Source organism: Yersinia rohdei ATCC 43380, from assembly GCF_000173775.1.
GTDB classification, from domain to species: Bacteria; Pseudomonadota; Gammaproteobacteria; order Enterobacterales; family Enterobacteriaceae; genus Yersinia; species Yersinia rohdei.
In genome coordinates this window covers 1-25,911 of record NZ_ACCD01000002.1, presented here as the reverse complement: position 1 = coordinate 25,911, position 25,911 = coordinate 1, and the positions used below count along the sequence as shown (strand labels likewise).

Genomic DNA, 25,911 nt, shown 5'->3' with positions numbered 1-25,911 from the left:
TTCCGCTCAATGTAATTTTACTGCACCATTAATTTCGTCACAGCACTGCTAAAGTGCAAGGAGGCACCGCTCACGGCAGTTTCCTGTTCTCGGCTTATCCTTGTTAATCCGCTACTGCCCATTAAAACCATTTACAGTCCGTTAACATGCGAATTTTAGCGTAGACCATGCCACATTGGCCCAAAAGTTGCTTTATACCTCTGTGGAACAGAGAAATGAAAGGAGAAGTGCGCGATAGCAGTGCAGGGCATCAATTGACTGAATATTACCCATAAGAGGTGAGAAAAAGGTTAAAAATAGCCCGTTGATGCCATTTTATGTCGCTAATGGCCAAGTTTACGTCAATTTACACTCACAACCATCCGCCAGAGATAGAGTGTTTTATGCTACACATCCGCTATCAACTATACCTATTTGCGGGTTAATTCTTCACTAGCCGTTACAGAACACTGGGATACCTGTGAACTACTGAGATCGACTGAGGAGAAGCACTGATGCTGAGTTTAACTGCTGTAAATCAATACTATGGACAGAATCATATCCTATGGGATCTCAATCTGGAGCTTCCTCGTGGCCAGTGTACCTGTCTGATTGGTCGTAACGGCGTGGGCAAAACCACCTTAATTAATTGCATCATGGGCCATCTGCCCATCAAAAGTGGCACCATGACCTGGCAGCCCAACCATCAACCCCCACAGAATTTGCTACAACAACCCGTCGAAGGCCGCACTGCACTGGGGATAGGCTATGTGCCGCAAGGGCAGCAGATTTTTTCGCAACTGAGTGTTGAGGAGAATATGTTGATAGCCGTGTTGGCGGGTCGTCATAAATCTCAGCCTATCCCACACTGGATTTTTGACTTATTCCCCCAGTTGTATGACAAACGCAGCCAGCGTGGTGGGGAACTCAGCCGTAATCAGCAACAGCAGTTGGCTATTGCCAGAGCACTGGTAGCCGAACCGGAATTACTTATCCTTGATGAACCGGGGAGCGGCATTTCCCTTCCGCTCAGTGAGGATATTGGCCATATTTTGCATCAGCTTAGCCGTAGCCTGGGTTTGACAGTATTGCTGGTGGAGCACCGATTACCTTATATTCAACACGTTGCGGACAGATTTTGCTTGATGGCAGGTGGCCGAAATGTGGCGCAAGGAACATTAGACCAGCTAGATGAAAATATGATTATTGAGCATTTGGTCGGTTGATAACCAAGCAAGATGTTCAGTTCCAGGCCTGTCGGGGCTAATAATATCTATTAGCCCTTATTGTTTACCTTGGCCTTAATGGGGTGAATTTACCTTGGTATCCGCCAATAACGCTATATCCAGATAACCGCCCAAATCGCGGCGCTGCGCAGCCGGATAAACTGCTAAATCAGTAAGATGGGGGATAATACCCAATAATGGCGCGTCTATCTTCTGAGTTAATGTCGCCAAATATTCCCCTTGCCGCGCGCCCGCCGGAATCACTTCATTCGCGACCCAACCGGCCAACTTCAGCCCAGCTTGCCGGATAGCTAAAGCGGTCAGTAATGCATGATTGATGCACCCCAATTTGACCCCGACGACCATAATGACCGGCAATTGCTCTTGCTGAACCCAATCGGCAAAGGTGGCTTGCGAAGAAAGTGGCGTAAACCAGCCCCCCGCCCCTTCGACCAGTATCCAGTCTGCCGTTTGTTCCAATTGCCGTAATCCTTGTGATAACTCAGGCAAATGGATTGCTCGGCCTTCACTAGCGCTAGCAATATGTGGCGAGGTGGCCTCTGACAATGTCACCGGATTGACTTGCGAATAACTCAAAGCCTGATTGCTGTTCGCCTGCAATGCCAAGGCATCCGAGTTTCGTAAACCCTCTGCCGTCATCTCGCTGCCGGATGCTACCGGTTTATACCCTGCGGTGCGGTATCCCATCTGGGCCGCGGCCTGTAATAATGCACAACTGGCGACAGTTTTACCGACATCAGTATCCGTGCCGGTGATAAACCAGTGTTTAGTCACGATAGATAACCCCATAAACTAAATGGTAACTCAGTGGGTAGCTGCCCGATTGGGTGCTATAAGCGCGTTGCAAGGCCATCAGGCGCTGACGACCACTTAACCCTGCCTCACGCCCCTGATGTAAATGCGTGGCACCAATGCCCTGTAGCGAGCGCATCAGGGCGATGACATCTGGAAACTGCTGCTGGTATAGCTGTGGTGTCAGGCGGTGCCGAAAGGGCTGACAAGCGGCACTAATTTGTTGAAATGAGAGGAAGTCATTCACATGTCGCTTGCCATCGACTTGCTGCCACGCCCGCCCCAGTTCATCAAGAGAGCCCTGTGCCAGAGTCGAAAATAGAATTATCCCCCCTGGGCGCGTAACCCGATACAGTTGCGCCAGCGCCACCGGTAAATCTGCGCACCACTGTACGGCTAAATTGCTAAAGCAGATATCCACCGATTGATTGGCCAGCGGAATAGATTCGATATCACCGAGTAGATAATCGTCAGCCGCCTGCTGCTGTCGCGCGTGCTCCAGCATGCCTGCCGCCAGATCCAAAGCAATGACTTGCTTGCCCCGCTCACGCCAGCGGTGACTGAAATATCCAGTGCCACAGCCCGCATCCAGCACCGCAACCCCAGCATGCTGAGCACCCAGCGCCAGTAAGGTATTACCGGTTTTTCGTTGTAAATCAGCGGCGGTATCGTAACTGCCCGCCGCACGGCTAAATGCCGCCGCGATAGCCGGTTTATTTATTGTGGTGTTATTCACTCCCGGTTGCTCCGCCCCTGCCGAGTACTGATTCTCAATGACAAAGGCCATAAAGCACCTCCAACAGGCGGTCAATATCATCACTCTGATGGGCAGCGCTGAGGGTAAGGCGCAATCTGGCACCGCCGGGAGGAACCGTCGGCGGGCGAATTGCCGTTACCCATAAACCCGCAGCACGTAATTGCTCCGCCAGGGCCAGAGTTTGCTGGTTATCCCCCACCAGCAGCGGCTGGATTGCCGTCTCCGAGGCCCCTAATTGCAGAGGTAAAGCTGCCGCACCGCGACGAAATTGCTCAATACGCTGCTGAAGTTGTTGGCGTAAATCATCACCTTGCTGAATTCGCACTAATGCAGTTTGCAAAGCGAAGGCCTGCGCCGGCGGCATCGCGGTGCTGTAAATTAAGTGGCGGGCATATTGCAGCAAATATTCAGCCACCGGCTCCTGACACAACACCGCCGCGCCACTTAAACCAAATGCCTTCCCAAAGGTGACCACCAGTAATTCGGGTTTAACGTCCTGCTCCCAGCAACTGCCCCGCCCCGCCTCACCACGAACACCTATGCCGTGGGCATCATCGACTAATAGCCAACCGCCGGCAGCGGCCGTGTGTTGCTGCAAAGCCTGCAATGGCGCACTGTCACCGTCCATGCTAAATACCCCTTCGGTCACCACTAAAGTTTGACCAACACTGGGTTTCTGGAGCAAGTTTTGCAGAGAATCGGGCTGATTATGCGCAAAGCGCCGCAATTGGGCCTCCGAGTGCGCGGCGGCTTCCAGCAAAGAGGCATGGCTGAGTTTATCTGCCAATATCCGGTCATCGGCACTTGCTAATGCCGCCAATACCCCTTGATTCGCGGCATAGCCGGAGATAAATAATAAGGCGCGTGGATAGCCCAACCAGTCGGCCAACTGTTGTTCCAATTGCGCGTGTGGCTGGCTATAACCGGTAACATGGCCAGAGCCACCACTGCCAACGCCATAGCGCGCCGCCCCTTGCTGCCAGGCGGCAATCACCGCGGCGTCCTGGCTTAATCCCAGATAATCATTGCTGGAAAAGTTGAGATATCGCCGCGCACCTAACTGCAACCAGCGCCCGCTAGCGCCGTCATTCATCTGGCGAGTGCGATAAGCCGCGGCTTCACGCCGCTGTTGTAGGCCATGTTCTATCCTGTTTTGCCAGCTCATCAGACTGCCGCGTTATAAAATTGCGCACTGTCGGCGTGCAATAATTGCTCGGTTAGCTGTTGCTGCTGCTCATTGTCCCCTTGTTCGGTGGCGGTTTGTTGCGGATTCAGCCCCAATTTGCGAAACAGCTGCACATCTTTATCTTCTTCCGGATTCGGCGTGGTGAGTAATTTGCAACCATAGAAAATGGAGTTTGCTCCCGCCATAAAGCACATGGCCTGGGTTTGCTCGTTCATCTGCTCGCGCCCGGCAGAGAGGCGAACATAAGACGTTGGCATCATGATGCGGGCAACCGCAATGGTGCGGATAAATTCAAAAGCATCCACGTCGTCGTTATTTTCCAGCGGCGTGCCTTTCACTTTTACCAACATGTTGATCGGAACACTTTCGGGTGGTTTGGGTAAATTAGCCAGTTGTACCAATAATCCAGCACGGTCGCGCACGGTTTCCCCCAACCCGACAATCCCGCCAGAACACACTTTTATTCCGGCATCACGAACTTCACTCAGGGTATCGAGCCGCTCCTGATAACTGCGGGTGGTAATAATGCTGCCGTAAAATTCTGGCGAGGTATCCAGATTGTGGTTGTAATAATCCAGCCCAGCCTCTGCCAGTCGGTGGGCTTGTTGCTTATCTAGGGTGCCGAGTGTCATGCAGGTTTCCATACCCATCGCTTTGACGCCCTCCACCATTTGCTCCAGATAAGGCATATCGCGCTCATGGGGATTTTTCCATGCCGCCCCCATACAAAAGCGAGTTGAACCCGCCGCTTTGGCTTTTTGGGCTGACGCCAAAACCTGCTCAACTTGCATTAACCGCTCACTTTCCAAGCCCGTTTTGTAGCGGGAACTTTGTGGGCAATATTTGCAATCTTCCGGGCAAGCTCCGGTTTTAATTGATAACAATGTGCTGACTTGCACCTGACGGGGATCAAAATGCTGACGATGGATTTGCTGCGCTTCAAACAATAAATCCAATAGAGGTTTTTCAAACAGGGCCTGGGCTTGCCCTACTGTCCAGCGAATATAATTTGCCATTACGGCGTCTCCAAGGGAGAGAAAAAAAGTGTCGTCAGTGTAAATAAACTCGATATACTGTCAACCATTCTTGTATTAATTTGGTTTACAATAGATCTCAATGACACCTTCTGACTTGGTTTTTGATCAACGCCATATCTGGCATCCCTACACTTCAATGACCGACCCGCTGCCCTGTTTTCCGGTAGTTTCCGCCGCCGGTGTTGAGCTACAACTGGCAGATGGTCGGCAATTGATTGATGGCATGTCTTCATGGTGGGCTGCCATTCACGGTTACAATCACCCAGCACTGAACCAGGCAGCGCATCAGCAGCTGGATTTGATGTCGCATGTTATGTTTGGCGGGATAACTCATCCACCGGCCGTGAAACTTTGCCAGCAGTTAGTCGATATCACTCCCCCGGCATTGGAATGTGTGTTTTTAGCCGATTCCGGCTCGGTGGCAGTAGAAGTTGCACTGAAAATGGCATTGCAATACTGGCAGGCCAAAGGGGAGCGGCGGCAACGAATTTTGACCTTGCGTCATGGCTACCACGGCGATACTTTCGGGGCGATGTCGGTATGTGATCCCCAAAATTCAATGCACAGTTTGTATCAGGGTTATCTGGCCGAAAATCTGTTTGCCAATGCCCCACAATGTCGGTTTGACCAAGAGTGGAACCCCGAGGATATTACTGATTTTGCAGCAAAAATAGCACAACATTCCCACGAGATTGCAGCGGTAATTTTGGAACCAATAGTGCAAGGCGCAGGCGGGATGCGAATTTATCACCCCGCTTATCTGCGTGAGGTCAGGGCATTATGTGACCAGCATAAAATTTTGTTAATTGCGGATGAAATTGCGACGGGTTTTGGCCGCACCGGTCAACTCTTTGCCTGTGAACATGCGCAAATCGTGCCAGATATTCTGTGCCTGGGTAAGGCGCTCACCGGCGGTTACCTCACGTTATCGGCCACTCTAAGCACCCGACAGGTGGCTGAAACCATCAGTAATGGTGCGGCTGGGTGCTTTATGCACGGGCCGACATTTATGGCCAATCCCCTGGCCTGTGCAGTGGCTTCTGCCAGTTTGAGCTTATTGGCAGACAACCACTGGCAGCAGCAGGTCGCAGCAATAGAAAACCAGCTGCAACAGGCGCTATTGCCGCTGGCAGAGCACCACGCGGTGGCTGATGTTCGGGTATTAGGGGCGATTGGCGTTGTAGAAATGAAAAAGCCGGTGAATGTTGCTCAGTTGCAACGCGGTTTTGTCGAGCGCGGGGTGTGGATAAGACCCTTTGGTAAGCTTATTTACCTGATGCCGCCTTATATTATTTCCACTGCGGACTTAACCAAACTGACCGATGCCGTGGCAGTTGCAGTGGCGAATAGCTAAAGCCGTTAGCTAAAAACGGCCCCTTAGGGCCGTTTCAGTGTCTGTTATGCTCGCGGTGTGCCGATACTGACCCACATTGGGCCTTTTCCTACCGGATAGCGGTTGAGAGTGGTCAATTGACCGCTATTTTGATCAATACGATAGACGGCAATATGGTCAGATTTTTGACCGGATGAAATCAGGAAGTTACCGCTGTGGTCGATATTAAAACCGCGTGGCTGTGCTTCAGTCGGATGATGCCCGACCAAGGTAATTTCCCGCCCGTCGTCAGAGACACTGAAAATACTCAGCAGGCTGGCAGTGCGGTCACTAATATACAGATGACGACCATTAGGGGTGATATGAATATCTGCCGCCCAACATGTGTCGGTAAAATCAGCTGGCATCGCATTCACAGTTTGAATTAGCTGGTATTCCTGCCCGTTATTACTGATTTGGTAAACATCAACCGAGCTATTCAGCTCATTCACACAGTAAGCTACCTGATGATGAGGATGGAAATCCATATGACGTGGGCCAGCACCTGCGGCCACCCTGACATCAGCTTGCGCATGTGGGGTCAATTGGCCATTAACACTTAAATCAAATAACCGCACTTTGTCTTCTTTCAAGCAAGGCACCAACAGTATCTGATTGGTCGGGTCAATATTTGCCGAGTGCGGTGCAGGTAAATCATCCAATTGCTGGATAGGTGCCTGAACCACACCATGCTCATCAATGGGACTGATGCTGACACAGTTGAAACTGTAAGAAGCAGAAAACAAGAAGCGGCCTTGTAAATCAGTGCCAATATGGGTCGGACTACCGGGCAGTGGTGCCATACCGGCCGCGGTCAACAAGCCCTCTTCGCTAATGTTATAGCTGACAATACCAAAATCAGGACGAACCCCAACATAGAGATGGCGCTGATTCGGGTTAATTGTCATCGGCTGCACCTGACCCGGCGCATCCACTGTTTGCAGTAAGGTTAACTCACCGGTGGAATCTAATTGCCAGACGTGGATCTGCTGACTGTCTGGGCTTGCCACATAAACCACTTGCTTCATTTTTACTCCTTAGTCAAACCGGTTGGGCAACTCTTTTTATTAACACATTATTTTAGCCTAGCTTACCTGACTACGCAGACATAACAACAGCCCACCATCGCGCGGCTTAAAACTTATTTTGCTGATAACTCACCTACGTGCTTATAAGCGGATAAGGCGGGCGGGCCCAGTCCGGTTTAATCAGCTAGCTATCCGGTGTACTATCAGAAAATACTTTTTAGACACATTATTCTCATACTTAGAATTAGGGCCACTATGACATACCGTATCATTGCATTGGATCTCGACGGCACCCTGTTAGACAGCAAAAAACGTATTTTGCCAGAATCCTTAGCCGCCCTGGCGCAAGCTCGCGCAGCAGGCGCTAAAGTGGTGGTGGTAACTGGCCGACATCATGTTGCCATCCATCCGTTTTATCAGGCGCTACAACTCGACACGCCGGCGATTTGCTGTAATGGCACCTATATTTATGATTATCAAGCCCAAAAAGTGTTGGACTCCAATCCATTACAAGCTGATCAGGCGGTTCAGATAGTCGAGTTACTGGAGCAAAACCATATTCATGGGCTGATGTATGTTGATGATGCCATGCTGTATCAGCAAACCAGCGGGCATGTTATTCGCTCCCTTAGTTGGGCCGAGTCATTGCCAGCGGCCCAGCGCCCAACACTTCTGCATGTCGACAGCTTGTTAGATGCCGCCCATAGTGCCACCGCCATCTGGAAATTTGCTACCTCCCACGCCGATACTGAGCAACTAAAAGCCTTTGCCAGTAAAGTAGAAGACGAAATGGGGCTGGCCTGTGAATGGTCATGGCATGATCAGGTAGATATTGCACAGGCAGGCAATAGCAAAGGGAATCGCCTGCAACGATGGGTTGAGTCTCAAGGTATGAGCATGAAAGATGTCATCGCCTTTGGTGACAACTTTAATGACCTTAGTATGCTGGAAAGCGCCGGTCTGGGTGTGGCGATGGGTAACAGCGCGGATGCTATCAAACAGCGGGCTGATTTAGTGATTGCCGATAACGAACAACCGGGGATTGCCGCGGTTATCCGCCAGCATGTTTTAGCATAAAAATACGCGGCCTGTTTCTGTGACCAAACGGCGGCGGCACTTGGGTAACCAGAGCCGCGCCATCCCAGGCGCGGAGACGTTGCTCTTCTACCTGTCCTCGCCTTGCCAGTTAGATTTAGCGGGGTTTATCTAGCCCTTTCAATTCTTACGATTAAACGACACACTTTTTATTTGCGCATAAACCCACTGACCGGGTTTTAGCCCCAGTTCATCTCTTGCCCACGGCGTGATCCGCGCCCATAACCATTGCTCGCCAATCGCAAGCTTGACATCAACCTGGCCGTCAACCTCAAGACATTCGGTAATTTTGACCGGTAAGATATTGCGGATACTGCTGTTTTGTGGCGGTTGCAAGACTAAAGAAACATCCGCAGCATTAATCCGGATGCGCATTAAATCGCCCTCCTGCGCCGCAAGCTTGCCAACCCACAAACGTTGGTCGCCTAACGCCAATGCCGTCATGGCATAACGGTCATGGTGACCAATCACTTTTACCCGCAATATGCTGCTCGGCTCTTCTCGTTGCAGCCACGGGCGCAGCGCGCTACTGGCCCAGACTTCCTCCAACCCGCCGACAGCACGTACTTTTCCGGCATCCATGACCACCACTTGATCCGCCAGACGCAGGATCTCGTCCATGCTGTGGCTAACATATAAAATCGGGGTATTTACATCTTGTGCCAGCCGCTCCAGATAGGGCAGCAGTTCACGTTTTCGCGGCAAATCCAGTGAAGCTAATGGCTCGTCCATTAGCAACAGCTCAGGTGCGGTCAGCAATGCGCGACCAATGGCAACCCGCTGTTTTTCGCCACCAGACAACGTCAATGGAAAACGGCCTAAGAGTGGCTCTATCCCCAGCAACCCTACAATAGTATCAAACTGCCCGCGCATTGACGGGCTCATGCCGTATTGCAAATTGCCTTTCACACGATAATGGGGAAATAAACGGGCATCCTGAAACACATAACCCACCCGCCGCTTTTCTGGCGGCAAATAAATCTGCCGCCCGGCATCCACCAGCACGCGGCCATTAAGTACCACTTTGCCTTGCTGTGGGCGAGTCAGGCCACCAATGACATTGATTAGCGAGGTTTTGCCAGCACCGGATAAACCAAAAATCGCAGTGATACCTTGCGCCGGTAAATTCGTGGAAACTTGCAGATGTAACTCACCCAGTTGCTGACTAAAATCCAGTTCTAGCATGGCACCCCCATGCGTTTTTTACCCCAGCGGGCCAGCCATTCAGACAACAACAGAGAAACCAAAGACAGAATAATAGCAATGACACACAGACGCCCAGCAGCGGCCTCCGCTCCGGGTGTTTGAATCAAGGTGTACATAGCCAGTGGGATAGTGCGGGTTTCGCCGGGAATATTTGACACAAAGGTGATGGTCGCGCCAAATTCCCCCAGTGAGCGGGCAAAAGACAAGACGACTCCGGCTATCACTCCGGGCAGCGACAGTGGCAACGTAATGGTGAAAAATACCCGCCACGGATTAGCCCCCAAGGTCCGCGCCGCAAGCTCCAGACGAGTATCGACGGCCTCCAGCGCCAGACGAATAGCCCTGACCATCAGCGGAAAAGCCACCACCGCCGAGGCTAACGCCGCACCGCGCCAATTGAAACTGAAGTTAATACCAAACCAGTTATACAGCCATTCGCCAATAAAACCACGCCGGCCCATGCTCACCAGTAACAAATAACCGATGACCACGGGCGGCAGCACCAGCGGCAGGTGAATAATACTGTCTAACAAAGACTTACCGGGGAAGCGGCAACGCACCAGAATCCATGCCATGAGGATACCTAATGGCAAACTGAACACCACCGCAACACCAGAAACTTTCAGGCTAAGAATAATTGCCTGCCACTCATACTCACTCAATATCATTAGCGTGGGGTAAATCCATAATTTTTGAAAATAACAGCCGCTGCCGGGGTTTTAAGATAATCATAAAAAGCAGTCACGGTCGGATTTTCATGGCCCTTAACAATCGCCATTGGGTATTCAACCGGCTTATGACTTGCTTCCGGGAAGATCCCAACAACCTTCACTTTCTTACTGGCTACGGCATCTGAACCATAAACAATGCCCAGCGGCGCTTCCGCCCGCTCGACCAATGTCATCGCATTACGTACGTTATCTGCGCGCGCCAACTCTGGCGATAAGGTTTCCCAAGCACCTAAGCTCGCTAATGCCTCTTTGGCATAAATTCCCGCCGGCACATGGTCAGGATCGCCGACTGCCAGACGCCCGCCATCCAATAATTTCTTCCAATCCGTTTTTTTATCAATGTCGACTTTAGTAATTTTGCTGTCTTGCGGTGCAATCAACACCAGCTCATTACCTAATAGGGTATAACGGGTATTAGTAACAATTTGTTGTTTATCAATTGCATAATCCATCCACTGCTGGTCGGCAGAGATAAACAAATCTGCCGGGGCGCCCTGTTCAATCTGGCGTGCCAGTGTAGAAGATGAGGCAAAAGAAGCGACCACATCAACCTGTTTTTCTTTTTTATACTGTGCGGCGATGTCTTGTAATGCATTAGTAAGTGAGGCCGCGGCAAAAACGGTGATGTTGTCAGCCGCCATCGTCGTGCTGGAAAATGCGGCTAACAATGCTGCACTTGCTACCCATTTATTCACTTTACCCTGTTGGTTCTTCATGCTGTGCTCCACGTTAATGAAATCGTTGTATACATTGGAATATAACGTAACATTTTAAGTGGGTCATGTAATTTATCGGCAAGATGTGAGGTTACTTGAGTTATAGGTAAAACCGAGGGAAATGATAGATAAGACAAAGACAAAAACGAAAATGCCCAGCGCAAGACGCCAGGCATTCAGAAATTCTATCTAGCTGATAGCCAAAAATCAGCTACCACACCAGGATCAAGAGTGTTCTTTGTTGTGACCGGATTTAGAAATGATGTTAAACACGGCACCCAGCCCATAAATCATGCCCAGAATCGCTGCCATCACCACAGGTACCATGACCACAGCGAAGACCAGACTTTTCAATAAATCAAACATGCCAGCCTCTCAGATTACTGCCAATAGAGCGATAGCTCAGGTTATCACCATCATGTATTCACTGTAAATATATCAGCAAAGAGTGAGTTTGGTTATTTTAACCAACAATAAAAGAATGTAACCTGCCAAACGTGCGGTTTATGGCTCTGCCTGGCCCATGTCGCGTCCTTTGGCGCTACACCGACTGTAAAGTCATCATCATTTCCCGCTGGAGCAAAAACATGCAGGCCGAAATCCTTCTCACCCTAAAACTTCAGCAGAAGCTGTTTGCCGATCCGCGGCGTATTTCATTATTGAAACAAATACAGAATACCGGCTCTATCAGCCAGGGAGCAAAACTCGCCGGCATCAGCTATAAAAGCGCATGGGATGCCATCAATGAAATGAATACATTGGCGGAAGAAACATTAGTCGACCGCGCAACTGGCGGCAAAGGCGGCGGCGGTGCCTCTTTGACCCATTATGGCGAGCGTTTGATTCAGCTTTATGATTTGCTCGCCAAGATTCAGCAGAAAGCCTTTGATACTCTGAAAGATAACTCGATGCCGCTGGACAGCTTACTGGCCGCCATTTCGCGTTTTTCGCTGCAAACCAGCGCCCGCAATCAATTTTTCGGCACGGTTATTGAGCGCGACCACCAGCAAGTTCAGCAACACATCAATATTTTACTGTCGGATGGCAAAACCCGTTTATCTGCGGCTATCACCCAACAAAGTGCTGACCGACTGCAACTCTCGGCAGGTAAAGAAGTGTTGGCACTGATCAAAGCGCCTTGGATAAAGTTGGTAACAGAAAAAGCACTGGCGGGAGCCGCCGATAATTCACTGCCAGGTAAGGTCACAAGTATTGAGCCTGGTAATGAACACAGTGAAGTTATCATCACCCTGACGGGCGGAGCCAGTCTCTGTTCAACACAAAACAACAGTGAACTGCATCAGCTTAATTTACGAGTCGGCACGGATGTTATTGCACAATTCAATGCAGATCGCGTCATTATCGCGACACTTTGCTAAATAACCCAGTAAAGCAATTAGGTGTTAACAGAATATTTACCTGTTGACATTCACTCCCTTTGCGCATATCCCTAACATTCTTATTATGTTGCAGAATATGGGAAATAGAATGCCTGAGTTGCAGATATCGCAAGGTTGTTTTCGTCTGAGTGATACCCACACACTCACCCTGCCAGAGTTATGTATTGCTGCTGGTCACAGGGGGCAATCTGGCGATAGCTGGGCATTTGTCGGAGCAAATGGCAGCGGCAAATCTGCACTCGCCAAAGCATTATCAGGGGAACTGACCCTACTTAATGGCGAGCGCCAGAGCAACTTCACCCATATTGTGCGGGTATCATTCGAGCAACTCCAGCAACTGGTGAGTGAAGAATGGCAGCGAAATAACACCGACTTACTCAGTGCAGATGAAGATGATACCGGGCGCACCACCGCCGAAATCATTCAGGAAGAAGTGCCCAATCCATTAAGGTGTCAACAACTGGCCGCGCAATTTGGTATCAGTCACTTACTGTCACGGCTCTTTAAATATCTTTCTACCGGTGAAACACGCAAGACATTGTTGTGCCAGGCATTAATGCCACAGCCTGACCTGCTTATTCTGGATGAGCCATTTGATGGTCTGGACGTATCAGCACGTATTCAGTTGGCAGAAATGTTATCCACCCTTTCGACACAAGGCGTTACCTTGGTTTTGGTGCTGAACCGCTTTGATGATATTCCTGATTTTATACAGCATGTTGGCGTGCTGGCAGATTGTCATTTAACCCACACCGGCCCACGCCAACAGGTCCTTTCCAAAGCACTGATAGCTCAACTGGCACACAGTGAAAATCTTGATGGTTTGTTATTACCGGAAACAGAAAACCCGCAACAACACATCCGCTTACCGCAAGATAAGCCACTGATTATTTTGCGTAATGGTGTGGTGGAATACAATGACCGCCCAATCTTGCACCACCTGAATTGGCAGGTTAACCCCGGCGAACATTGGCAGATTATTGGTCAAAATGGGGCAGGGAAATCAACCTTACTGAGTCTGATTACCGGCGATCATCCGCAAGGTTACAGCAATGATTTAACCCTGTTTGGCCGCCGGCGCGGCAGCGGTGAAACTATCTGGGACATCAAACGCCATATAGGCTATGTCAGCAGTAGCCTGCATTTGGATTATCGAGTCAGTACCAACTTGCGCACCGTCATTTTATCGGGTTTTTTCGACTCAATTGGCATTTATCAGGCCGTTTCTGATCGCCAACAACAGCTTGCGGATCAATGGCTAGCCTTGCTGGGGTTTTCTGCCGACACCGCCAATCAACCCTTCCACAGTTTATCCTGGGGGCAACAGCGGCTGGCATTGATCGCCAGAGCATTGGTTAAGCACCCCGCGCTATTGATTCTTGACGAACCATTGCAAGGTTTAGACCCGATTAACCGTTTGTTAGTTAAGCGATTTATTGATGTAATGATCGGTGACGGCGACACGCAACTGCTGTTTGTTTCTCATCATATTGAAGATGCGCCACAGTGTATTACCCACCGTTTAACTTTTGTGCCTGATGGCGATATTTACCGCTACATTCAAGATTAAATCATTCATTAAATAGGGCTTAATGTTTAAAATCATTATATACATCTAAAAAATGATAAATATCTTAGTTAATTGAGCTCGCATTTAGTTGTCATAATCTATGTTACTATTCCTCGGGTCAGCTATTGTTAATAATGACATTAATAACACTTTTATCTATTCAAATTATCATAGTTAAACACCATCAGGTTTTACGCCCTCACACCTATAATTTATAAGGAGTGGGTATAACAATAAAAGGAATTATTTATGTGGGGCATACTTGCCGCATCACTGCTTTTCTTATCAATTAATCGCGTACTCGCACTATCTCTACTAGCCCTTTCTTTATTGATGGCGCTATATCACAGTGTGTTAACCCTGCCCGCAGCCGCATTTTTACTGCTAACACTGATTGCCGTATTGTTACTGAAAAAATATCGCCAACGAAAATGGTTAGCCGGCGGGTTGGAATTACTGTTGGTTTTGGCGGCCATTGCCTTATTCCTGCATCTGGTGCCTGGATTTAACAATCTGAAAGTATTAGATAAAGTAAACGTTGGGCCACTCAGTGCTACTTTTAGCATGTATTACAATCTTGATAAGGCCCTGGTTCCCTTTATTTTGCTTGCTTGCTTGCCAACCTTGTTTGTCGCCAAAAAGCATTTATCCGTTAGTCGGCTCTGCTGGATTGGCTTGATTGTCAGTGTCCCCGCCTTGCTACTGCTGGCCGTCGCCTTAGGTGGGTTAAAAATTGAAATGCATACCCCGGCATGGATTGGCTCCTTTGTTATCGCCAATGTGTTCTTTGTTTGCCTGGCTGAAGAAGCACTGTTCCGCGGTTATTTACAACAACGCCTAAGCCAATGTTTGGGGAATTACCCCGCACTGTTGCTCACCGCGTTACTCTTCGGTGCCGCACATATGGCGGGCGGCCCACTGTTAATGGTGTTCGCAGCATTGGCGGGGGTAATTTATGGTTTGGCATGGCTATGGAGTGGCCGTTTATGGGTGGCTGTCGCCTTCCACTTCGGCCTGAATTTGATGCATTTGTTATTCTTCACCTATCCAATTTATTCCGCGCACTGATATTCAATCACCACATTATCTCCTCAATCACTGGCGACACCGCTCGCCAGTGATACCAATTGTGAAGCTATAGGACATTCCTGCTGAATGAATGGATGAGAACGCTACCACTTCAGTTATCTTCGTTGTGATCAAAATTTCTTTCTTTTTTTGTCTATTCTGGTATTTGCCCCCTGTCTTTCTAGCCCGTAACAAAGTTGATGGCAGAGAAAATAAATGTAAACGATTCCATTATCGAGCGCAGATCACCTTTTTTGACATAATGACATGCTATCTTTCTTGCACAAAAGTCATTCGAGGAGTCTTTTATGTACGTTCTGGTAACAGGTGGTAGCGGTTACATTGGTAGCCATACCTGTGTGCAACTGATTGAAGCTGGTTATAAGCCAGTGATCCTCGACAACCTTTGCAACAGCAAATCCAGCGTATTAGCTCGGATAGACAGTTTGACTGGCTACACACCTGAATTTTATCAAGGTGATATTCGCGATCGCGCTCTGCTCGACACTATCTTTGCCACTCATGCTATTCATGCTGTTATTCATTTTGCCGGCCTAAAAGCGGTGGGTGAATCAGTGAGCAAGCCGTTGGAATATTACAATAATAATGTTTTTGGCACCTTAGTGTTGCTGGAAGCCATGCGCGCAGCACAGGTCAAAAACTTTATCTTTAGTTCTTCGGCCACGGTTTATGGTGATCAACCACAAATTCCTTATGTGGAAAGTTTCCCCACCGGCGCACCCTCTAGCCCCTATGGCCGCAGCAAATTGATGGTCGAGCAAATTTTGCAAGATATTCAACTGGCTGACCCGCAGTGGAATATGACTATTTTGCGCTATTTCAACCCTGTTGGTGCCCATCCGTCAGGGCTGATGGGGGAAGACCCGCAAGGTATTCCGAACAACTTAATGCCGTTTATTGCCCAAGTTGCCGTGGGCCGCCGTGCATCACTGGCCATCTTCGGCAATGACTATCCAACCCCTGATGGCACTGGAGTGCGTGATTATATTCATGTGGTTGACCTGGCTGACGGCCATGTTGCGGCCATGAAAAAACGACACAATCAGCCCGGTGTGCATATTTTCAACTTGGGCGCGGGTGTGGGTCACAGTGTTTTACAGGTGGTCGCGGCATTCAGTAAAGCTTGTGGCAAACCGCTGGCAACCCATTTTGCACCACGCCGTGAGGGCGACCTTCCGGCTTATTGGGCTGACCCCACTAAGGCGGCTGAAGAGTTAGGCTGGCGAGTCAGCCGCTCACTTGATGAAATGGCGGCAGATACCTGGCGCTGGCAATCCAATAATCCTCAGGGTTATCCCGAATAAGGTATTTTTATGACTGATTTTAACCCAGTGGATCATCCGCACCGTAGATATAACCCATTAAGTGACCAATGGGTGTTGGTGTCGCCTCATCGGGCTAAACGCCCCTGGCAAGGCCAGCAGGAAGCCCCTGCGACCGAAAATTTACCACCACACGATCCCGATTGTTTCTTGTGCCCCGGCAATACGCGGGTGACCGGTGACGTCAACCCTGACTACCCGTCAACTTATGTCTTTACCAATGACTTTGCAGCCCTGATGCCCGATACCCCTGATGCGCCGCAAAGTGATGACCCCCTGATGCGCAGCCAAAGTGCGCGCGGCACCAGCCGGGTTATCTGCTTCTCACCCGATCACAGTAAAACACTGCCGCAACTGACACTGCCGGCATTGGCGCAGGTTATCCAAACCTGGCAGCAACAAAGTGCCGAACTGGGTAAAACCTACCCGTGGGTACAGGTTTTTGAGAATAAAGGCGCGGCAATGGGCTGCTCAAACCCTCATCCTCATGGGCAAATTTGGGCCAATAGTTTTCTACCCAATGAAGCCGCCCGTGAAGACCGGCTACAGCAGCAGTATTTCCAACAGCACCAATCCCCGATGTTGCTGGATTATGCCAATCGTGAATGCCGTGACGGCAGCAGAACAGTGGTGGAAACTGAGCATTGGTTGGCGGTAGTGCCCTACTGGGCGGCGTGGCCATTTGAAACCTTGCTCCTGCCCAAAACCCATATTTTGCGCTTAGAAGACCTGTCAGAGGCACAGCGCCTTGATTTGGCGATTGCATTGAAAAAACTGACCAGCCGCTATGACAATTTATTTTCATGCTCTTTCCCATACTCAATGGGATGGCATGGCGCCCCCTATAACACAGATGACAACTCGCACTGGCAGTTACATGCCCATTTTTACCCACCCTTACTGCGCTCGGCGTCAGTGCGTAAATTTATGGTGGGTTATGAAATGTTGGCCGAAACCCAGCGAGACCTTACAGCAGAACAGGCGGCTGAACACCTGCGGGCAGTAAGTGATGTTCATTATCGAGAAGCAGGAGCCAAATCATGAGTTTAAAACAGCATACCCAGGCCATTTTCCGCCAGCAATTTGGTCATGAATCAGATATCACCATTAAAGCGCCGGGCCGTGTCAATCTTATCGGCGAACATACTGATTATAATGATGGTTTTGTTCTGCCCTGCGCCATTGATTATGAAACCGTGATCAGTTGCGGCAAACGCGATGACCGCCAGATTCGGGTTATTGCCGCAGACTATGACAATCAGCAAGACATATTCTCACTCGATGCCCCCATAGTGCCGCACGCGCAATACCGCTGGGCTGATTATGTGCGCGGCGTAGTCAAACATTTACAACTGCGCCATGCTGATTTTGGCGGGGCGGATCTGGTTATCAGTGGCAATGTCCCACAAGGTGCTGGCCTTAGCTCTTCGGCCTCATTAGAAGTGGCCGTCGGGCAGGCGTTACAATCACTCTATCAGCTGCCCCTCAGTGGCGTGGAGTTAGCGCTAAATGGGCAAGAAGCTGAAAACCAATTTGTCGGCTGTAACTGCGGCATCATGGACCAACTGATTTCAGCACTGGGCCAGCAAGACCATGCGCTGTTAATTGATTGCCGTACACTTGAAACCCGCGCCGTCTCCATGCCAGAAAATGTGGCCGTGGTGATTATTAACTCCAATGTGAAACGGGGCCTGGTTGATAGCGAGTACAACACCCGCCGACAACAATGTGAAACTGCCGCCCGCTTCTTTGGCGTCAAAGCCTTACGCGATGTTGATCCAGACCTGTTCTTCTCCATCCAGGATGAGCTAGACCCCGTAGTAGCAAAACGTGCCCGTCATGTTATTACAGAAAATGAGCGCACTCTGGCCGCGGCAGATGCACTGGCAGCGGGGGATTTGAAATTGATGGGGCAACTGATGCGCGAGTCTCATATTTCAATGCGTGATGATTTCGAGATCACAGTTCCGCCAATCGATAGCCTGGTGGATATTGTGAAATCCGTTATTGGAGAGCAAGGTGGAGTTCGTATGACTGGCGGTGGTTTCGGTGGCTGTATTGTCGCGCTAATGCCAACCTCGCTGGTCGAGTCGGTTCGTGCAGTGGTAGCTCGGGAATATCCGAAATACAGCGAAGGCAGAACCGAGACTTTCTACGTCTGTCAGGCCTCACAAGGAGCGGGCTTATGCTGAAAAATGACACAATTTCACCCAGTAATATTGAGCAATTAGCACCGGATGGTCGCCCCTTTGAATTAACCGAATTACATAATAATGCGGGCATGAGTGTGACGCTGATGGATTGGGGCGCAACCTGGATTTCCGCCATATTTCCCCTCAAAAGCGGAGAAAAGCGCGAGTTACTGCTGGGCTGTCAGACCCCTGCTGATTATCTGAATCAGTCTGCTTATTTTGGCGCCACGGTTGGCCGCTATGCTAACCGCATTGCTAACGCCCAAATCACCGTGGAGGGTGAAACCCTGCAATTGGTGCCAAATCAAGGTGTTCACCAACTGCATGGTGGCCCGGAAGGGTTCCATGCCCGGCGCTGGCAAAAAGTTAAGCACGATGAAAGGCAAGTCACTTATCAACTGCACTCCCCAGATGGCGACCAGGGGTTTCCGGGCAATCTGACTGCCGAAGTCCAATATCTACTGACTGAAGATAATCGGCTGGAAATTCACTATCAGGCGCAAGTCGATAAAACCTGCCCGGTGAACCTGACCAATCATGCGTATTTTAACCTTGATGGCGAAGGGCACGATGTGCGGGCGCACCGGCTACAATTGTTTGCCGATAAATATTTGCCGATCGACAGCGATGGGATCCCAACCGGCGGGCTGGCCAGTGTTGAGAACACCGGCATGGATTTCCGCCAGGAAAAAACCCTGGCACGTGATTTCTTGCAAGACAGGTGTCAGCAGCGGGTTAAAGGTTATGACCATGCTTATCTGCTGCATCGCACTTGTGGTGCCACAGAAAGCCCGGCAGCTCATTTATGGTCATCAGATAATCAGGTGCAAATGAGTGTGTATACCACCGCTCCGGCTTTGCAGCTGTATGGGGGGAATTTCCTTGCTGGAACCCCTTCACGTCATGGTGGCACTTATGACAGCTATATGGGTATCGCACTGGAAAGTGAATTTCTTCCTGATAGCCCTAATCACCCGGAATGGCCACAACCAGATTGCTGGCTAAAACCGGGGAAAACCTACCGCGCAACTACGGTTTATCACTTTATCGCGTTAGATACCCACTAGATATCAAGGTGCAGGTAGCCCCACTGCACCTTGAAAAATGACGTGATAGCTGTCCTTATTTACGGCTGCCTACTATGCTTAACAGCATCTGTCAGGCAGCCATACTGACGCCTTTCAGACCCCCAATTTTGTTTATTTCATGCTTAATTAAAGGGATCTCATATGCGTTTAACAACCCTATGGCTGTCCGTTGCGGGATTATTACTGAGTGCCAATGTGATGGCAGCAGACACCGCTAAAACCCCCTCACCTGCTCAAGCTGCCCAGCAAAAAAAAATGACCGATTGTAATCAGCAGGCGACGACCCAATCACTCAAAGGTGATGATCGGAAGAAATTCATGAGCCAATGCCTTAAAGCACAAGTTCATCCTGATGAAAAAGCGCTAACACCACAGCAGCAGAAAATGAAAAGCTGCAATGCCGATGCCGCGACCAAAGAGCTAAAAGGTGATGCACGCAAAACCTTTATGAGTAATTGCCTGAAAAAAGCCGCCTAACCCCTTCGGATGATATTCAAAGCCATTAACGTTATTGCGTACAGGTAGGCCGCAAATTAATGCAACCCGAATAACTGATTTAAGCCAGTTATTCGGGTTAGCCAATGTAGCTCACATCTCTGTGATTTCAAGGGCAAAGGGTATTTTGCCGAATCGATTCGCCCCAAGCTCTTACGTTAACGTAAAAAATTGGCTATGGTTAAACACAAAGGATTGCTGTCTGCGGCAATCCCGCAATATAATGATAATAATTATCATTGAATAATTTGAGGAGTTTGAATCATGGCAGTAACTAAGCTGGTTCTGGTACGTCACGGCGAAAGCCAATGGAACAACGAAAACCGCTTCACTGGTTGGTATGACGTTGATTTATCTGAGAAAGGCCGCACTGAAGCCAAAGCAGCGGGTAAACTGTTGAAAGATGAAGGTTTTACTTTTGACTTCGCCTACACCTCAGTACTGAAACGCGCTATCCACACCTTGTGGAGCATTCTGGATGAGTTGGATCAAGCCTGGCTGCCAACCGAAAAAACCTGGAAACTGAACGAACGCCATTATGGCGCTCTGCAAGGTCTGGATAAATCAGAAACCGCAGCTAAATACGGTGATGACCAAGTCAAACTGTGGCGTCGTGGCTTTGCCATCACGCCTCCAGCGCTGGATAAAAGCGATGAGCGTTTCCCTGGCCATGACCCTCGTTATGCAAAATTAACCGATGCTGAGTTGCCAACGACTGAAAGCCTGGCGCTGACCATTGATCGCGTTATTCCTTATTGGGAAGAAGTTATCAAACCACGCATTGCTAGCGGTGAGCGCGTGATTATTGCCGCCCACGGTAACTCTCTGCGTGCGCTGGTAAAATATCTGGATGAGCTGAACGAAGAAGAAATTCTTGAGCTGAATATCCCAACTGGCGTGCCATTAGTGTATGAGTTTGATGAAAACTTCAAACCAATCAAACACTACTATCTGGGCAATGCAGAAGAAATCGCGGCGAAAGCTGCTGCGGTTGCCAATCAGGGTAAAGCAAAGTAATTATCCCTGAGTCATACCTGATAAAAAAACCCCCGCACATCATTAATGTCGGGGGTTTTTATTTGTCGGTCAATTTGGATGGCAAGCACTGCCCAAGTTCAAAGTGGCAAACATGAGAACTTACTGACGACGCGCTTTCACCGCGTTCGACAACTGGCGCAACAACACTTCCGTATCTTCCCAGCCAATACAAGCATCAGTGACACTTTTGCCGTAGGTCAGTGGCTCGCCACTTTCCAGATTCTGGTTGCCTTCCACCAGATGGCTTTCAATCATCACGCCCATAATAGACTTTTCACCCTCGGCAATTTGACGGCAAACATCGGTACCGACTTCCATTTGCTTTTTGAATTGCTTGCTGCTGTTCGCATGGCTGAAATCAATCATGATTTGTGGTTCCAGGCCCGCTTTGCTCAGCCCTTCTTTTACTTCTGCAACATGCTTGCTGCTGTAGTTTGGCTCTTTACCGCCACGCAGAATGATATGGCAATCTTGGTTACCGGCGGTATTAACAATCGCGGAATGGCCCCATTTGGTCACCGACAGGAAGCAATGTGGCGCACTGGCAGCATTGATAGCATCAATAGCCACTTTAATTGTGCCGTCGGTGCCATTTTTAAAGCCAACCGGGCAAGATAGGCCAGAAGCCAGCTCACGGTGCACCTGAGACTCGGTGGTTCGCGCGCCAATAGCGCCCCAACTCATTAGGTCAGCCAAATATTGCGGGGTAATCATATCCAGGAACTCACCCGCAGCTGGCAAGCCACTATTATTGATGTCTAACAATAATTTACGTGCAATCCGCAGACCATCATTGATGTCGTAGCTGCCGTCCATGTGCGGATCGTTAATCAGACCTTTCCAACCTACCGTGGTACGCGGTTTTTCAAAATACACCCGCATCACGACTTCAAGCTCACCTTGTAACTCTTCACGTAATGTCAGCAAGCGCGCTGCATACTCTTTTGCCGCCTGAGTGTCGTGAATAGAGCATGGGCCAATAACTACCAGCAAACGATCATCCTGAGAGCGCAAAATATTATGAATTGCAGTGCGGGCTTGGGATACGGTTTCTGCTGCATTGTGACTGGCTGGAAACTTCTCTAACAAAGCAACCGGTGGCAGGAGTTCCTTGATTTCATTAATCCGTAGGTCATCATTCAGGTAATTCATAGTTCTTCCATTAAGTCTTGTGACGGTCATCGCACAACATATATTTGAACCAATCTAGCTGGTGAATTGACCGCTGTAAATCTACTTTATTGCATTATGAGTTTGGTGTAGAAAACGTCGATGCCGTCATTAATCTATAATATGCACCAATCGTTGATTGGAATCCTATCAGGGTTAACATCAGCACTGGCGGTTTATTCTCAAATTTTATTATTCAAGGCCGAAGGATAATTATGTCTGTATCAGCACTTTTCCCAAAAGACAGTAACAGTAAACGCCTGCTGATGGCCTTTGTTGTCACCACAGTATTTATGGTGGCAGAGGCCGTGGGGGGCTGGCTGTCTGGCTCACTGGCATTATTAGCGGATGCCGGGCATATGCTGACGGATTCTGCCGCATTATTTATCGCCTTAATGGCCGTGAATTTTTCGCAAAGAAAACCCGACTCTCGCCATACGTTTGGCTATTTACGCCTCACGACCTTGGCGGCATTCGTTAACGCGGCAGCCTTGGTATTGATTGTAATATTGATTCTTTGGGAGGCGGTACGGCGTTTCTTTGCTCCTCAAGAGGTCATGGGGGTGCCGATGTTAATCATCGCCATCGCCGGGTTGTGTGCGAATATTTTCTGTTTCTGGATCCTGCACCGAGGGGAGGAAGAAAAGAATATCAATGTGCGAGCAGCGGCCTTACATGTGCTAGGTGACTTATTGGGTTCCGTGGGCGCTATCCTAGCTGCAATAGTTATTCTGACCACCGGTTGGACACCTATTGACCCGATTTTATCCGTTTTGGTTTCCGCGTTAGTGCTACGCAGCGCCTGGCGGCTATTGAAAGAAAGTTTTCACGAGTTACTGGAAGGCGCACCACAAGAAATTGATATCGATAAACTGCGCAAAGATTTATGCGCCAGCATTTATGAAGTTCGGGATGTCCATCATGTCCACTTATGGCAAGTTGGTGACCAACGGCTAATGACACTGCATGTGCAGGTGATACCGCCGCAAGATAATGATGAGCTATTGCAACGTATTCAGCATCATTTGCTGCACCACTACAGTATTGGGCACGCCACTATTCAGATGGAATATCAACGTTGTAGCACCCCAGATTGTGGTATTCATCAGGCCGCCAATGGTGAAGCACATCATCACCATCATCATTGATATTGATATTGATGGTGAAATTCATCAACACCACCAGTCAGGTGGGCGTTCTGTGTAGGTAACCACTAACCGCCCCCTGACTGATTTATCTCCCAAAAACATTCAGTTGAGATATTACGAACCTTGGGTAGACAGCGGCCGCGAATGGTTTCTGGCGGCACTCTTAATCCACAGCCAAGAGCCATTCAAAGCAATCAACGTCAATAATACATATTCCAGCGCCATTGCATAGACGCCCTGATAGGCGAAAATAGCCACACTGATGACATCAATAACCACCCAAATCAGCCAATTTTCCACGTATTTACGTGTCATCAGGATCATTGCCACAATTGACAAGACCATCATGGTGGAATCCCAGAATGGGAAAGCATCTGGTTGCAACTCAGGCATTTGGACACTAGCGCCCATACTTTGCATCACAGCGACAGCCGCGCGGGTCAGCCAGGCAAAAACAGTATCAATATGTAATGTCATCAAGGTGATACCTGCCACACAAACCGCCCCCCAGGCCAGCGCCTTTGGCAAAGATAGCCAGCGAATCTTCAACTCAGCTTGGTTATCCGGTGTTTGTTTACTCCAGGCATGCCAACCATAAATATTGGCGACAAAGAAGAACAATTGTAATAACAAGCTGGCATAAAGCTGGATCTGGAAGAAAATCACCGCAAATAATGTCACGTTAATCAACCCAAACAGATAGTTGATGATTTTCTCTTTGCTGGCAAACCAGATACACAGCAAGCCAAATATTGTCCCTATGGCCTCTATCCATGACAAATCATAGCCACCCGCCCCTAGCGGGATATGTACCAATATGTTGCTTGTACTGAAGAAATCCATCTGGCAATCCTTTTAGCTATCAATACAATAAATAAAAAGTGTTCGGCTCATTGCCCGCTATTTTTAACTCAGGCATTACCTTTAATCTGTAATTTAAGCTGGTCGGCAAAATCCAACATCCGATTTAACGGTATCAGCGCTTGCTGACGCAATTCTTCATCAACATGTATCTCATGCATCACCCCACCCTGCTCCAGCCCTTCAGCAATCGCCTTGAGGCCATTCATCGCCATCCACGGACAATGCGCGCAGGTTCTGCATGTTGCCCCTTCGCCAGCAGTCGGCGCTTCGAATAATTCTTTATCCGGACAGGCCTGCTGCATTTTATAAAAAATGCCGCGATCCGTGGCCACGATCAGTTTTTTCTGCGGTAAGGTTTTTGCTGCCTGAATCAACTGGCTGGTGGAGCCGACGGCATCAGCCATGTCGACAATGGCTTGCGGCGACTCAGGATGAACCAGCACGGCAGCATCTGGATATAATGCTTTCATCCGAGCCAGTGCCTGGGTTTTGAATTCGTCATGGACGATACAAGCGCCCTGCCAGCACAGTACATCTGCCCCACTCTTTTTCTGCACATAATGACCAAGATGGCGATCCGGTGCCCAGATAATCTTCTCACCCAGACTGTCGAGATGTTCAATTAGCTCGACGGCAATACTCGAGGTTACCACCCAATCTGCTCTGGCCTTTACCGCTGCAGAAGTATTGGCGTACACCACCACCGTGCGATCCGGGTGGCTGTCACAAAAAGCGGCAAATTCGTCAGCCGGGCAGCCAAGATCCAATGAGCATTCCGCTTTCAGTGTTGGCATCAAAACCTGTTTTTCTGGATTAAGAATTTTGGCGGTTTCACCCATAAAACGCACACCAGCGACCAGTAAAGTCGATGCCGGATGATTATTGCCAAAGCGCGCCATTTCCAGAGAGTCAGCAACACAGCCGCCCGTCTCTTCGGCTAATGCTTGAATTTCGGGATCGGTATAGTAGTGAGCGACCAGCACGGCATCACGTTGTTTCAGCAGTGTTTTGATTTTCTCACGGTAAAAGGCTTTTTGATCCGAATCCAACGGGACAGGCCGCGGAGGGAAAGGATAGATAGCCGCATTCACATCAAAAATTTCGCTCATCGCTCACATCTCTAATTGCCAGTTATTCCGGAGCTACTACAAACGCTGGCTGCCAGAAAAATAGGGTTTGTTTTTTATCCTAAACAAAATACTCAAAATTTAGCAAAAAGTCGCCAGATTTTGTCTGATAATGACAAAAATGTTTAATGGAGTTAAAAATGAGGTGATAAGTTGAGTGTCAGGAAGGATATCAGAGGATTATAGGGAGCTATTTTGAGTTCTAGAGTGAGAAGTATAAATGAGATTGCTGGGGAAAGGTATAACAGGGGAAAAGATTACA

The 25,911-nt window shown here is 49.1% G+C and carries 25 protein-coding genes; 13 read left to right on the top strand and 12 right to left on the bottom strand.

All coding sequences use genetic code 11. The features are described from left to right. Window positions 1–494: 494 nt before the first annotated feature. Window positions 495–1,205: an ABC transporter ATP-binding protein gene (locus YROHD0001_RS14750; RefSeq protein ID WP_004713400.1), complete on the top strand. Its 711-nt coding sequence runs from the start codon at window positions 495–497 to the stop codon at window positions 1,203–1,205. A gap of 75 nt (window positions 1,206–1,280) precedes the next feature. On the opposite strand, the gene bioD is transcribed toward YROHD0001_RS14750, so the two are convergent. Genes bioD through bioB form a run of 4 tightly spaced genes read right to left on the bottom strand, consistent with a single transcriptional unit; the run spans window position 1,281 to window position 4,977 of the window. After that, window positions 1,281–2,000: a dethiobiotin synthase gene (gene bioD / locus YROHD0001_RS14755; RefSeq protein WP_032816080.1), complete on the bottom strand. Its 720-nt coding sequence runs from the start codon at window positions 1,998–2,000 to the stop codon at window positions 1,281–1,283. After that, window positions 1,993–2,805: a malonyl-ACP O-methyltransferase BioC gene (gene bioC, locus YROHD0001_RS14760; protein ID WP_032816078.1), complete on the bottom strand. Its 813-nt coding sequence runs from the start codon at window positions 2,803–2,805 to the stop codon at window positions 1,993–1,995. The genes bioD and bioC overlap by 8 nt, the downstream gene beginning before the upstream one ends. Continuing rightward, window positions 2,789–3,940, bottom strand: a complete 1,152-nt coding sequence (bioF, locus tag YROHD0001_RS14765) for an 8-amino-7-oxononanoate synthase (RefSeq protein WP_004713397.1) — start codon at window positions 3,938–3,940, stop codon at window positions 2,789–2,791. The genes bioC and bioF overlap by 17 nt, the downstream gene beginning before the upstream one ends. Further along, on the bottom strand, window positions 3,940–4,977 hold the full coding sequence (gene bioB / locus YROHD0001_RS0117275; protein ID WP_032816077.1) for a biotin synthase BioB: 1,038 nt from the start codon (window positions 4,975–4,977) through the stop codon (window positions 3,940–3,942). Before bioB ends, bioF begins: the two co-directional genes overlap by 1 nt. Before the next feature lie 100 nt (window positions 4,978–5,077). On the opposite strand from bioB, the gene bioA reads away from it, so the two are divergent. After that, window positions 5,078–6,352, top strand: a complete 1,275-nt coding sequence (bioA, locus tag YROHD0001_RS14770; protein ID WP_004713395.1) for an adenosylmethionine--8-amino-7-oxononanoate transaminase — start codon at window positions 5,078–5,080, stop codon at window positions 6,350–6,352. Between the two features lie 44 nt (window positions 6,353–6,396). Here bioA and pgl read toward each other — a convergent pair whose 3' ends face one another. Then, a complete protein-coding gene (pgl, locus tag YROHD0001_RS14775; RefSeq protein ID WP_004713394.1) occupies window positions 6,397–7,398 on the bottom strand; it encodes a 6-phosphogluconolactonase in 1,002 nt (333 codons plus the stop codon). A 255-nt stretch (window positions 7,399–7,653) separates the two neighbouring features. Between pgl and YROHD0001_RS14780 the strand changes: the two genes are divergently transcribed. Further along, entirely contained in the window at window positions 7,654–8,475 is an 822-nt protein-coding gene (locus YROHD0001_RS14780; protein WP_004713393.1) for a pyridoxal phosphatase, read from the top strand. 138 nt (window positions 8,476–8,613) lie between these two features. Here YROHD0001_RS14780 and modC read toward each other — a convergent pair whose 3' ends face one another. From modC to YROHD0001_RS14795, 4 genes are all read right to left on the bottom strand, one after another. Beyond that, on the bottom strand, window positions 8,614–9,678 hold the full coding sequence (modC, locus tag YROHD0001_RS14785; RefSeq protein ID WP_032816074.1) for a molybdenum ABC transporter ATP-binding protein ModC: 1,065 nt from the start codon (window positions 9,676–9,678) through the stop codon (window positions 8,614–8,616). Continuing rightward, on the bottom strand, window positions 9,672–10,367 hold the full coding sequence (gene modB, locus YROHD0001_RS0117270; protein ID WP_032816072.1) for a molybdate ABC transporter permease subunit: 696 nt from the start codon (window positions 10,365–10,367) through the stop codon (window positions 9,672–9,674). Before modB ends, modC begins: the two co-directional genes overlap by 7 nt. Beyond that, entirely contained in the window at window positions 10,367–11,146 is a 780-nt protein-coding gene (modA, locus tag YROHD0001_RS14790) for a molybdate ABC transporter substrate-binding protein (protein ID WP_032816071.1), read from the bottom strand. The genes modB and modA overlap by 1 nt, the downstream gene beginning before the upstream one ends. 225 nt (window positions 11,147–11,371) lie before the next feature. After that, window positions 11,372–11,512, bottom strand: coding sequence for an AcrZ family multidrug efflux pump-associated protein (locus YROHD0001_RS14795; RefSeq protein WP_004713390.1), 141 nt, complete (start codon window positions 11,510–11,512; stop codon window positions 11,372–11,374). 221 nt (window positions 11,513–11,733) lie between these two features. Between YROHD0001_RS14795 and modE the strand changes: the two genes are divergently transcribed. From modE to gpmA, 9 genes are all read left to right on the top strand, one after another. Next, window positions 11,734–12,525, top strand: a complete 792-nt coding sequence (gene modE / locus YROHD0001_RS14800; RefSeq protein ID WP_032816069.1) for a molybdenum-dependent transcriptional regulator — start codon at window positions 11,734–11,736, stop codon at window positions 12,523–12,525. Between the two features lie 109 nt (window positions 12,526–12,634). Then, window positions 12,635–14,116, top strand: coding sequence for a molybdate ABC transporter ATP-binding protein ModF (gene modF / locus YROHD0001_RS14805; protein ID WP_032816066.1), 1,482 nt, complete (start codon window positions 12,635–12,637; stop codon window positions 14,114–14,116). Window positions 14,117–14,365: 249 nt separating this feature from the next. Beyond that, complete coding sequence (locus YROHD0001_RS14810) at window positions 14,366–15,184, top strand: CPBP family intramembrane glutamic endopeptidase (RefSeq protein ID WP_032816064.1); 819 nt, start codon at window positions 14,366–14,368, stop codon at window positions 15,182–15,184. Window positions 15,185–15,492: 308 nt separating this feature from the next. Further along, window positions 15,493–16,509, top strand: a complete 1,017-nt coding sequence (gene galE, locus YROHD0001_RS14815) for a UDP-glucose 4-epimerase GalE (RefSeq protein WP_004713385.1) — start codon at window positions 15,493–15,495, stop codon at window positions 16,507–16,509. A gap of 9 nt (window positions 16,510–16,518) precedes the next feature. Continuing rightward, window positions 16,519–17,571 carry a galactose-1-phosphate uridylyltransferase gene (gene galT / locus YROHD0001_RS14820; RefSeq protein ID WP_004713384.1) on the top strand — a complete coding sequence of 351 codons (1,053 nt, stop codon included), beginning with the start codon at window positions 16,519–16,521 and terminating at the stop codon, window positions 17,569–17,571. Further along, a complete protein-coding gene (gene galK / locus YROHD0001_RS14825; protein WP_032816062.1) occupies window positions 17,568–18,719 on the top strand; it encodes a galactokinase in 1,152 nt (383 codons plus the stop codon). The genes galT and galK overlap by 4 nt, the downstream gene beginning before the upstream one ends. Next, window positions 18,713–19,786 carry a galactose-1-epimerase gene (galM, locus tag YROHD0001_RS14830; RefSeq protein WP_032816061.1) on the top strand — a complete coding sequence of 358 codons (1,074 nt, stop codon included), beginning with the start codon at window positions 18,713–18,715 and terminating at the stop codon, window positions 19,784–19,786. Before galK ends, galM begins: the two co-directional genes overlap by 7 nt. 162 nt (window positions 19,787–19,948) lie before the next feature. Continuing rightward, window positions 19,949–20,284, top strand: coding sequence for a PsiF family protein (locus YROHD0001_RS14835; protein ID WP_004713381.1), 336 nt, complete (start codon window positions 19,949–19,951; stop codon window positions 20,282–20,284). Between the two features lie 282 nt (window positions 20,285–20,566). Beyond that, window positions 20,567–21,319, top strand: coding sequence for a 2,3-diphosphoglycerate-dependent phosphoglycerate mutase (gpmA, locus tag YROHD0001_RS14840; RefSeq protein WP_004713380.1), 753 nt, complete (start codon window positions 20,567–20,569; stop codon window positions 21,317–21,319). Between the two features lie 120 nt (window positions 21,320–21,439). Here the strand turns inward: gpmA and aroG are convergent, their stop codons facing one another. After that, on the bottom strand, window positions 21,440–22,492 hold the full coding sequence (gene aroG, locus YROHD0001_RS14845) for a 3-deoxy-7-phosphoheptulonate synthase AroG (protein WP_004713379.1): 1,053 nt from the start codon (window positions 22,490–22,492) through the stop codon (window positions 21,440–21,442). A gap of 233 nt (window positions 22,493–22,725) precedes the next feature. Here aroG and zitB point away from each other — a divergent pair, with 233 nt between their 5' ends. Further along, a complete protein-coding gene (gene zitB / locus YROHD0001_RS14850; RefSeq protein WP_004713378.1) occupies window positions 22,726–23,658 on the top strand; it encodes a CDF family zinc transporter ZitB in 933 nt (310 codons plus the stop codon). A 114-nt stretch (window positions 23,659–23,772) separates the two neighbouring features. Here the strand turns inward: zitB and pnuC are convergent, their stop codons facing one another. Both pnuC and nadA read right to left on the bottom strand, forming a co-directional pair. Further along, a complete protein-coding gene (gene pnuC / locus YROHD0001_RS14855; RefSeq protein ID WP_004713377.1) occupies window positions 23,773–24,501 on the bottom strand; it encodes a nicotinamide riboside transporter PnuC in 729 nt (242 codons plus the stop codon). A gap of 68 nt (window positions 24,502–24,569) precedes the next feature. After that, a complete protein-coding gene (nadA, locus tag YROHD0001_RS14860; RefSeq protein WP_004713376.1) occupies window positions 24,570–25,631 on the bottom strand; it encodes a quinolinate synthase NadA in 1,062 nt (353 codons plus the stop codon). Window positions 25,632–25,911: the final 280 nt, after the last annotated feature.

What these genes read in the sequence shown, in the direction of transcription:
- bioF (WP_004713397.1), bottom strand. Translation starts at nt 3,940, where the DNA reads ATGAGCTGGCAAAACAGGATAGAACATGGCCTACAACAGCGGCGTGAA.
- aroG (WP_004713379.1), bottom strand. Translation starts at nt 22,492, where the DNA reads ATGAATTACCTGAATGATGACCTACGGATTAATGAAATCAAGGAACTC.
- modB (WP_032816072.1), bottom strand. Translation starts at nt 10,367, where the DNA reads ATGATATTGAGTGAGTATGAGTGGCAGGCAATTATTCTTAGCCTGAAA.
- modE (WP_032816069.1), top strand. Translation starts at nt 11,734, where the DNA reads ATGCAGGCCGAAATCCTTCTCACCCTAAAACTTCAGCAGAAGCTGTTT.
- bioA (WP_004713395.1), top strand. Translation starts at nt 5,078, where the DNA reads ATGACACCTTCTGACTTGGTTTTTGATCAACGCCATATCTGGCATCCC.
- pnuC (WP_004713377.1), bottom strand. Translation starts at nt 24,501, where the DNA reads ATGGATTTCTTCAGTACAAGCAACATATTGGTACATATCCCGCTAGGG.
- galM (WP_032816061.1), top strand. Translation starts at nt 18,713, where the DNA reads ATGCTGAAAAATGACACAATTTCACCCAGTAATATTGAGCAATTAGCA.
- galT (WP_004713384.1), top strand. Translation starts at nt 16,519, where the DNA reads ATGACTGATTTTAACCCAGTGGATCATCCGCACCGTAGATATAACCCA.
- pgl (WP_004713394.1), bottom strand. Translation starts at nt 7,398, where the DNA reads ATGAAGCAAGTGGTTTATGTGGCAAGCCCAGACAGTCAGCAGATCCAC.
- YROHD0001_RS14835 (WP_004713381.1), top strand. Translation starts at nt 19,949, where the DNA reads ATGCGTTTAACAACCCTATGGCTGTCCGTTGCGGGATTATTACTGAGT.
- zitB (WP_004713378.1), top strand. Translation starts at nt 22,726, where the DNA reads ATGTCTGTATCAGCACTTTTCCCAAAAGACAGTAACAGTAAACGCCTG.
- nadA (WP_004713376.1), bottom strand. Translation starts at nt 25,631, where the DNA reads ATGAGCGAAATTTTTGATGTGAATGCGGCTATCTATCCTTTCCCTCCG.
- bioC (WP_032816078.1), bottom strand. Translation starts at nt 2,805, where the DNA reads ATGGCCTTTGTCATTGAGAATCAGTACTCGGCAGGGGCGGAGCAACCG.
- galK (WP_032816062.1), top strand. Translation starts at nt 17,568, where the DNA reads ATGAGTTTAAAACAGCATACCCAGGCCATTTTCCGCCAGCAATTTGGT.
- modF (WP_032816066.1), top strand. Translation starts at nt 12,635, where the DNA reads ATGCCTGAGTTGCAGATATCGCAAGGTTGTTTTCGTCTGAGTGATACC.
- YROHD0001_RS14780 (WP_004713393.1), top strand. Translation starts at nt 7,654, where the DNA reads ATGACATACCGTATCATTGCATTGGATCTCGACGGCACCCTGTTAGAC.
- galE (WP_004713385.1), top strand. Translation starts at nt 15,493, where the DNA reads ATGTACGTTCTGGTAACAGGTGGTAGCGGTTACATTGGTAGCCATACC.
- gpmA (WP_004713380.1), top strand. Translation starts at nt 20,567, where the DNA reads ATGGCAGTAACTAAGCTGGTTCTGGTACGTCACGGCGAAAGCCAATGG.
- YROHD0001_RS14795 (WP_004713390.1), bottom strand. Translation starts at nt 11,512, where the DNA reads ATGTTTGATTTATTGAAAAGTCTGGTCTTCGCTGTGGTCATGGTACCT.
- YROHD0001_RS14810 (WP_032816064.1), top strand. Translation starts at nt 14,366, where the DNA reads ATGTGGGGCATACTTGCCGCATCACTGCTTTTCTTATCAATTAATCGC.
- bioB (WP_032816077.1), bottom strand. Translation starts at nt 4,977, where the DNA reads ATGGCAAATTATATTCGCTGGACAGTAGGGCAAGCCCAGGCCCTGTTT.
- modA (WP_032816071.1), bottom strand. Translation starts at nt 11,146, where the DNA reads ATGAAGAACCAACAGGGTAAAGTGAATAAATGGGTAGCAAGTGCAGCA.
- modC (WP_032816074.1), bottom strand. Translation starts at nt 9,678, where the DNA reads ATGCTAGAACTGGATTTTAGTCAGCAACTGGGTGAGTTACATCTGCAA.
- YROHD0001_RS14750 (WP_004713400.1), top strand. Translation starts at nt 495, where the DNA reads ATGCTGAGTTTAACTGCTGTAAATCAATACTATGGACAGAATCATATC.